This is a genomic window from bacterium, assembly GCA_040754625.1.
GTDB lineage: Bacteria > JACRDZ01 > JAQUKH01 > JAQUKH01 > JAQUKH01 > JAQUKH01.
On record JBFMCF010000123.1, the window covers coordinates 19,808 to 27,681 of the forward strand.

Annotated in this window: 10 protein-coding genes; 4 read left to right on the forward strand and 6 right to left on the reverse strand. The window is 39.6% G+C overall.

Annotated features, from left to right (window positions below):
• Positions 1-2 precede the first annotated feature (2 nt).
• The 6 genes from AB1498_11900 to AB1498_11925 all read right to left on the reverse strand — a co-directional run bounded on the left by AB1498_11900 (position 3) and on the right by AB1498_11925 (position 5,988).
• Positions 3-875, reverse strand: a complete 873-nt coding sequence (locus tag AB1498_11900; protein ID MEW6088994.1) for a lysophospholipid acyltransferase family protein — start codon at positions 873-875, stop codon at positions 3-5.
• Positions 872-1,978, reverse strand: coding sequence for a tetraacyldisaccharide 4'-kinase (lpxK, locus tag AB1498_11905; GenBank protein ID MEW6088995.1), 1,107 nt, complete (start codon positions 1,976-1,978; stop codon positions 872-874). Before lpxK ends, AB1498_11900 begins: the two co-directional genes overlap by 4 nt.
• Positions 1,979-2,128: 150 nt before the next feature.
• Entirely contained in the window at positions 2,129-2,587 is a 459-nt protein-coding gene (locus AB1498_11910) for a HyaD/HybD family hydrogenase maturation endopeptidase (protein ID MEW6088996.1), read from the reverse strand.
• A gap of 6 nt (positions 2,588-2,593) precedes the next feature.
• Entirely contained in the window at positions 2,594-4,036 is a 1,443-nt protein-coding gene (locus AB1498_11915; protein MEW6088997.1) for a nickel-dependent hydrogenase large subunit, read from the reverse strand.
• 5 nt (positions 4,037-4,041) lie between these two features.
• Positions 4,042-4,956: a hydrogenase small subunit gene (locus AB1498_11920; GenBank protein ID MEW6088998.1), complete on the reverse strand. Its 915-nt coding sequence runs from the start codon at positions 4,954-4,956 to the stop codon at positions 4,042-4,044.
• Between the two features lie 18 nt (positions 4,957-4,974).
• Positions 4,975-5,988, reverse strand: a complete 1,014-nt coding sequence (locus AB1498_11925; GenBank protein MEW6088999.1) for an aspartate-semialdehyde dehydrogenase — start codon at positions 5,986-5,988, stop codon at positions 4,975-4,977.
• Between the two features lie 494 nt (positions 5,989-6,482).
• Here AB1498_11925 and AB1498_11930 point away from each other — a divergent pair, with 494 nt between their 5' ends.
• From AB1498_11930 to AB1498_11945, 4 genes are all read left to right on the forward strand, one after another.
• Positions 6,483-6,791 (forward strand): addiction module toxin RelE, encoded by a 309-nt coding sequence (locus AB1498_11930; protein ID MEW6089000.1) that lies wholly within the window; start codon positions 6,483-6,485, stop codon positions 6,789-6,791.
• Entirely contained in the window at positions 6,788-7,048 is a 261-nt protein-coding gene (locus AB1498_11935) for a type II toxin-antitoxin system Phd/YefM family antitoxin (GenBank protein ID MEW6089001.1), read from the forward strand. The genes AB1498_11930 and AB1498_11935 overlap by 4 nt, the downstream gene beginning before the upstream one ends.
• 285 nt (positions 7,049-7,333) lie before the next feature.
• The gene (locus tag AB1498_11940; GenBank protein ID MEW6089002.1) at positions 7,334-7,597 is read left to right on the forward strand and encodes a toxin; all 264 of its coding nucleotides are present in this window, start codon (positions 7,334-7,336) and stop codon (positions 7,595-7,597) included.
• A gap of 3 nt (positions 7,598-7,600) precedes the next feature.
• Complete coding sequence (locus tag AB1498_11945; protein MEW6089003.1) at positions 7,601-7,786, forward strand: hypothetical protein; 186 nt, start codon at positions 7,601-7,603, stop codon at positions 7,784-7,786.
• Positions 7,787-7,874: the final 88 nt, after the last annotated feature.

Here is a 7,874-nt window from a genome sequence, read left to right on the forward strand (position 1 = left end):
TCCTATCTTTTTGTTCTCCAGCGGTTATGCAGCCAAAAATACTGTTCAGGATACAATCGCACATATTTCTCGAGAAGTTTGTTAAATTGATATAAATATTCCCCGTCATTCATCGAATCAACTATTATTGGTTTCTCAAAAAATATTTTATGTGTTATTTTATCTCCCTGGCGGACAATAAAACAGGGAACAAGCGGGGAACCGATTTTTCTCGCGAAAGCCACAGGCCCTCTCGCGGTTAAAGCCTCCCTGCCCATGAAATCAACCCATAAGCCATGAAGCCTTGCTTCCTGGTCATCAGCAATCCCGACAATGCCGTTCTGCTTTAAAATTCGTATTATTTCCCTTACCTCCATTTTCAGCCCGATAACATTAATGTTTTTCCTCTCCCTGTATTTTAAAACAATCTTATTCAGATAATAGTTATGAAGATTTTTGGAAACCTGGCTTAATGGATAACCCAAAAGGCCTACGGCCGCGGCGGAAAATTCCCAATTGCCGAAATGGCCGGCAATGATTATTACACCCCTGCCTTTTGCAAGCGACGACTTAAGATATTCTTCATTTTCAATTTCAACATAGTTGAAAAAATTCTCTTTATTGTATCCGGGGTACCTCAGGAACTCAATCAAAGACATCCCGAGATTGCCATAACAATCTTTACAAATTTTTCTTATTTCACCGGGGGATTTTTCCTTCCCAAAGGCAATCAAGAGGTTATTTAAAGCTGTTTTTTTCCTGATTGGTATAATATAATAAACAAATTTCCCTAAATATTCCCCCGTCAATATTGCCGTTTTTACCGGCAGTACCCGCACAATTATACCAATAAAAGAGACTATAATATATTCCAAATAATAACGTATTTTTTTCACTTTAATATTTTAATTATTCTTTCCCTGAGGATTTCTCCCCCTGCTGTAATTTCCAATTTCACGCAAAGGGCCAAAATTTTATTTCCCCAGTCCTTATCATCCAAATTACCAAGCCTTATCGCATCTTTTTCTGTTGTTAAAAGGTAATCGGAATTTTTATTTTTTTCAAGAATTGCATTTATGTCTTTTCCCTGAAATGGATAATGGTCCGGGTAACTTACATAATCTATTGGCAAAATACTATATTTTGCCAGTGTTTTCAGAAAACTATCCGGGTTCCCGATACCTGAAAAGGCCGCGCATCTTTTTTGCGAAACATATTCAACCGCGTATTCCTCTTTGGTTTTTAAATTTATAAATTTTCCCGGCCGGAAAATACTCTCAATAATAACGGTGCCCGGCCCGATTATTTCCAAAAATCCCGCAATTTTATCTTTTTCCGCTTTAGAAATTAAATCTGTTTTTGTAATAAGGAAAATATCCGCCCTTTTCAAATTAGCGGTTTTTTCCCGTAAAATTCCGGCAGGAAATACTTTAAAATTGCCAAAAGGATTTAAGGCATCGATTAAAACAATATTTAAATCCCTTTTTATTGAAATATGCTGGAACCCGTCATCCAAAAGGACAACTTCCGGCCGGAACTTTTCATATAATAATAAGCCTGTTTTTGCCCTGTCCGGACCTATAACTACCGGAATTTCTTTATCGACATGGTTCTTTATCAACAGGGGCTCATCGCCCGCTGTGTTATAATCCGTGATTTCATTATCAGCGGAAAGAACAACAGTCAGATGTTTATTCTTCCTGCCATAACCCCTTGTCAATATGCCGGTTTTATATCCCTCTTTTTTTAAAAATCCGGCGAGCCAGATTATAAACGGTGTTTTGCCTGTCCCCCCAAGTGTAATATTCCCAACACTTATCACGGGAACAGGGAGTCTTTTTGTCTCCAGTATGCCTTTAAAATAAAATATTTTCCTCGTTTCTAAAAAAAAACTGTAAAACCTGGATATTATAAACAAAAAAATCTTAACAAAAAAGGGAATTATGCCTCTCTTTTTCCCGTAAATTATATCAAAATAACAGTTTAATATAGGGTTCACCCAGCTCTTCATTTCTACAATTCCATTTTTTAACATCAAAAATATAATTTATTTTCTAATAATAAACCCTATCCATTCTAAGAAGGGCTGGGTTCATTAATGCCCAGTAATATAGCCTAATTATTAATTTATGTCAAGGGGCAGGGAAATTTAAATCTCTTTTTTTATTAATTCAATTATTTTGGGAATGTTTCTTTTTATCGACGGGGACAAGTCCATGTTCCAGGAAGAATAATCTTTCGGCTCAACACCGATAATTATCACATCAGGCATTACTTTGCCTGTCATAGAAAGCAAATTTAATGTTTGTTGAAAATCAACCTGGTGCAAAGAAATAATTTTATTTTCATCTTTTTCTAAATCATTCGGGGCAAGGCGGTAAATTGTTCCAGGCGTCCCCCCTCCCCGCACGCAATCGATCACAATAATTTTAATCCTGCCTTTAATATATAACAAAAGGTCTAAACCTGACGTACCGCCGTCAATTATTTCAACATCTTCCGGCAAGGGCATCTTCATCATCTCCCGGGCAACATGCACTCCCACACCCTCATCCCTAAGCAAAACATTTCCAATCCCCAGAATAAGCACCGGTTTAACTTTTTCCATTTCTCTTTATACTTTAAATATTTTTTGTTTCTTATCCGCATCAAGAATATGGACCGCGCACGATATACACGGGTCAAAAGAACGAACAACCCTGACAAGTTCAATCGGGTTATTATCATCCTTTACCGGCGTACCAATCAGTGCTTGTTCAATCGGACCAGGCTGCCCGTTATCATCACGAGGTGAACCATTCCACGTCGTCGGCACTATCATCTGGTACAGCGCCACTTTACCGTTTTCAATCCTCATCCAATGCCCAAGCGCTCCGCGGGACGCTTCAGTCAACCCTTTCCCCTCGCCTTCCTTTGGGACGGTATAAGGAGTGTGTGCCGGCTTTCCCGGCTTTAATTCCATTACCCATTTTTCCATCGCATCAGCGCAAATTTTTGATTCCACCGCGCGCGCGGCGTGCCGGCCAAGGACAGAAAATACCTTAGATTCAGTCATCCCTAATGTTTCCATAGTGTTCACTAAAACCGGGTCCTGTTTCCGGTTAATAAACATACGCGCCAGGGGACCTACTTCATAGACCTTATTATCATAACGAGGAGCTTTCAGCCATGAATACGCACCTGGTTTATCCAATGATGGCGTCGTTTTACCTTTACTTGGATGGAGCCCGCCGTTGTCATCGTTATACCACGCGTATTTCACATGTTCCGTAATTTTCGCATGGTCAAATTCCTCATCTTTGCCGTCAGAAAAAACACCCGCATTAATCAGTTTTTTACCGGAAGCGTCGGGGTACACACCATAAGAAAGAAGATTTTTACACCCGACACCGATATTCCAATAATCCGGATAAACTTTTGCAACCGCGATCACTGTCGGCAGGTAACTATTTTCAATAAACGATTTTATTTCCTTCAGCCGCCAGAGAAAATCGGTAATTTTGTCAACAGTCACAGTCTCTGTAGCGCCCCCCGGAACAGTCCCGCATAAACCTGGCACCCTTCCGCCAAAAATGGCAAGCATTTCATGGGCCTTCATTCTGATATCCAGGGCCTGGATATATTGTTCGACTGCTTTATCATTTATTTCTTTCGGCAGGCGGTAATCTCCTTTATATCTTGGAATAAAAGGAGGAGTATCGGGCCCTGTAACATAGTCCAGCGCCGTAAGGTGATAAAAATGAAGAATATGCGACATTAGATTGTTGCCTGCCTGTATTAAATTACGGAGTATCCTGCCGTTATCCGGAGGAGCAATCTTAAAAGCTTCATCCGCGCATAAAACAGCGGCTTGCGCGTGTGACACAGGGCATACCCCGCACACACGTGAAGTAAGCACATGCGCGTCAACAGGATCCCTGCCTGCAAGTATGGTTTCAATTCCGCGGTGCATCGCACCGGAACTTTGGGCATGGACAACTTTACCGTTTTCAATTTCTACTTCAATTTTTAAATGTCCTTCGATACGTGTTACAGGGTCAATAGTTACTTTATGCATATCCGTCACCTTCCATTAAAGGGTACCCGTTCAAATAACGGTGAAACATTGTCCGGCCAGCCGGGCTCAGTGCATCCCCTGCAGCCCGCTCCGCTTTGCACACACCAGTTTACATGATTATTCCACCGCCTTTGAGGGCAATCCCCATACGTCACAGGGCCTTTACAGCCCAATTCGTATAAACAACCTTCTTCACTGAAATGTTTTGCAAATTTATGTTCATCAAAATCCTTCCGTCTTTCACAATTATCGTGGATACATTTGCCGAAAAACATTTTCGGCCGTCCATAACGATCCAACTCGGGCATTCCATAAAGCAAAATGTGCACGATTGTGCCCACGATCCAGTCAGGATGAGGCGGGCAGCCCGGTATGTTAATTACAGGCTTTTTTAGATAATCCTGTACTCCCGCCGCTCCGGTATAATTCCCGGCGGCCGCCGGAATTCCGCCGTATGAGGCACACTGTCCTACCGCAATTATTGACTTTGCCGAATCAGCTAATCTCGTTACCCATTCACCCGCCGGTATACCTTTGCCGTCCCTCTCACCAATTCCGCAGTATTTACCGCTCGCTGCCGGAATCGCCCCTTCAACAATCAGATAATATTGCCCTTTTTTATTTTTTATCGCGTCTTCATACACCGACAATGCAAGATCACCTGACGCCGCCATTATATTAGGATGAAATCCCATGCTTATTATTTCTAACAAGACTTCTTTAATACTCGGGTGCACGGAATTAAGCAGGGAAATTGAACACCCGGTACAATTCATCCCATCAAGCCAAAGCACCGCGGGTTTGGTTTCCGAAGCTTCCACCATGACCCTGTAAATTTCAGGAATAAGGGCTTGAGAAAATCCGGCAGTTATTGTCAAACCGCTGAACATTTTCAAAAATTCCCTTCGGGTTAATGCCAACTTTTGTCCTCCCCGCTTCTAAAAACAATCTCTAATTAATACCTCTGCAATCTGGACCGCGTTGGAAGCCGCGCCTTTCAGTAAATTGTCGCTTACTATCCACATATTCAGGCCGCTTGGTATCGACTCATCCTCGCGGATACGCCCGACAAATACCTCATATTTATCTTCAGCGTTTACAGCTAAAGGATAAATGTTTTTTGACGGGTCATCTTCAAGAATAATCCCGGGCGATCTTGAAAGAATTTTTCTGGCCTCGTCCGGTGTAATTTTCTTTTCTGTTTCGATATTCACGCTCTCCGAATGGCTGCGAAATACGGGAACGCGAACAGTCGTAGCTGTCACTTTAATTGTATCATCTTCCATGATTTTGCGTGTTTCATTTACCATCTTCATTTCTTCTTTTGTATATCCGTTCGGCAAAAATACGTCTATATGCGGCAAACAGTTAAACGCGATCTGGTGAGGATATACTTTAGGCGGATACTTGTTTTTATTAATCAGGGCCTTTGTCTGCTCCAGAAGTTCAACTATCGCCTTCGCGCCGGTGCCTGAAACAGCCTGGAACGTGGTAACGACAATCCTTTTGATTCTGGCTACATCATGGATTGGCTTTAGCGCCACTACCATTTGTATCGTTGAACAATTCGGGTTCGCGATAATCCCCTTGTGTTTTTTTATCATGTGAGGATTGACCTCAGGCACAACCAGGGGGATGTCCTTGTCCATTCTGAAGGCGCTGGAATTATCGATCACAACCGCCCCCGATTTGGCCGCGGCGGGAGCGAACATCCTGCTTCTTTCCGCGCCCGCGGAAAAAAGAGCTATGTCTATACCCCTGAATGAATTCTCTTTTAATTTCTGGACAGTATATTCTTTTCCTCTGAAAACTATCTTCTTCCCTGCAGAACGCGATGACGCCAACGGCAAAATCCCTTTTACGGGAAATTTCCTGCGCTCCAATGTTTTAAGCATCTCCTGTCCTACCGCCCCTGTCGCCCCGGCCACCGCCACATTATAACTCTTCGGCATATAACTCCTTTTTATGTTATCGTTTTACTTTTAACGTTTTATGTTTTCAATAGATTATATCAAAAATTATTTTATCTTCAAACAATTATTTGAGGGGTCGGGGTGTTTCGACCACTCAAGCTCCCCTATCTGCCTTTACTTATGTTAAATTTCTTTTTTATCCTAATTATGTAAAAGCCATGATAGCTTCTGGAAATGCTGAAATAGAAGGCGAAGTGATAGCTATATACGCAGAGCCGCAAATTATCAACTTTCCCCCACTGCCATCTACGTCTTTTATTACCAAGATTAAAGTTATTCGAATACTATTTAAAGTGAATTAATTCCTTCAGTTGAGGACATTAACGCTGAGAAACTGGGAATTTCATGGATATATATAAAGTATAGAATAGAAGATGTTCTTAAATATTGAACTTTTTTGTATTATTAGAATCTTAAAATGATGATTGACAAACAAAAAAGAATGTTATAAAATAGTCGTTATTATGGTCAGAATGAAATATAAAATATACTATGACGATGAGGTAAGTAAACATCTTGAGCATATTGAAAGGAAATACTGGCGATTAATACGAGAAGAAATTGAATTACAATTGACGTATCAACCTGATGTTGAAACAAAAAATAAAAAACCTTTAAAAAAACCTCCAATAGATAATAAATGGGAAATAAGGTTTGGTCATAATAATATATTTAGAGTATTTTATTCCATACTTTCTGAAAAGCAAGAAGTATGGATTCATATGATTGCTCGTAAGATTAATAACAAGCTCTTTGTAGGAGCAAAGGAGATAGAATTATGAAGATAGCACCTCTTGCAGAAGTAAAAACAAAATTTAGCGAATATATAAATGAAAGCCATAAAGGGACAGTTGTTGTAACAAAAAATGGAAAAGTGACAGCAGTATTGCTTGGTATTGAAAACGATGATGAACTTGAAAGAATAATCTTATTCAACTCAAAACAATTTCAATCGATGCTCCAAAACTCTGAAAAACGGATGGAGAAGAAAAAAGTAACACATGATGAATTCTGGAAGAAAATGGAGAACATAAAATAAATTCAGATTTTAACATGGCAATTCAGGGGATGTTTTGGGGGACGACTTAGGCGACTTAGCGACTTAGGGACGGACTTAGCGGACTTAGTAGCGGACTTACGGACTTACTTAGGACTTAGGGGAATGAAATTGCTTAGACAACAAGGTATTAATGAAGACGCGCGGATCGTTGATGAATTCTGACACTTATCATCCCTATTCTGAAATCCCATCGACAAACAACAAGAAAAGATATGATTCACGAAAATAGTTGACAAAAGATAGACATTGTCATATAATGCAAATATGAAATTTGATTGGAATCCTGATAAAAATAAATGGTTGAAAGATTATCGTAGCATTAATTTTGATGAAATAACATGTTTAATTGATAATGGTTATCTAATGACCATATTAAATCATCCAAAGAAAGCAAAACAAAAAATATTTGTTGTTGAACGTGATGGATACGCATATAATGTGCCATTTGTTGAAGAAACAGACGGAACTTGTTTTCTGAAAACAATATATCCAAGCCGTTCATCAACAAAAAAATATTTGAGGAGATAATCAATGAAAAAAATACTACTTGACAAAGAAGAATTAAAATTAGAAAGAGAGATTGAAAAAGGCGAATGGAAACCTGTGCCAAATTTAGAAAATGAAATCAAGAAATACCAAAAATATGCTCGTTATACACTGAATAAAAATAAAAAAATAAACGTAACTATTCAGCATAAAAACACAATTATTTCATAAACTCCGGTAACTCTCCCCTGAATAATAAGTTCAAAGCCTGTACAGAACCGACTCCATTTTTTCTGCACGTCGAAATATAGCTTCTGAT

Excerpts from the sequence above, each read along its gene's own strand:
- AB1498_11910 (MEW6088996.1), bottom strand. The coding sequence starts at position 2,587 with ATGGAAAAAGTTAAACCGGTGCTTATTCTGGGGATTGGAAATGTTTTG.
- AB1498_11915 (MEW6088997.1), bottom strand. The coding sequence starts at position 4,036 with ATGCATAAAGTAACTATTGACCCTGTAACACGTATCGAAGGACATTTA.
- AB1498_11925 (MEW6088999.1), bottom strand. The coding sequence starts at position 5,988 with ATGCCGAAGAGTTATAATGTGGCGGTGGCCGGGGCGACAGGGGCGGTA.
- AB1498_11930 (MEW6089000.1), top strand. The coding sequence starts at position 6,483 with ATGAAATATAAAATATACTATGACGATGAGGTAAGTAAACATCTTGAG.
- AB1498_11935 (MEW6089001.1), top strand. The coding sequence starts at position 6,788 with ATGAAGATAGCACCTCTTGCAGAAGTAAAAACAAAATTTAGCGAATAT.
- AB1498_11940 (MEW6089002.1), top strand. The coding sequence starts at position 7,334 with ATGAAATTTGATTGGAATCCTGATAAAAATAAATGGTTGAAAGATTAT.
- AB1498_11945 (MEW6089003.1), top strand. The coding sequence starts at position 7,601 with ATGAAAAAAATACTACTTGACAAAGAAGAATTAAAATTAGAAAGAGAG.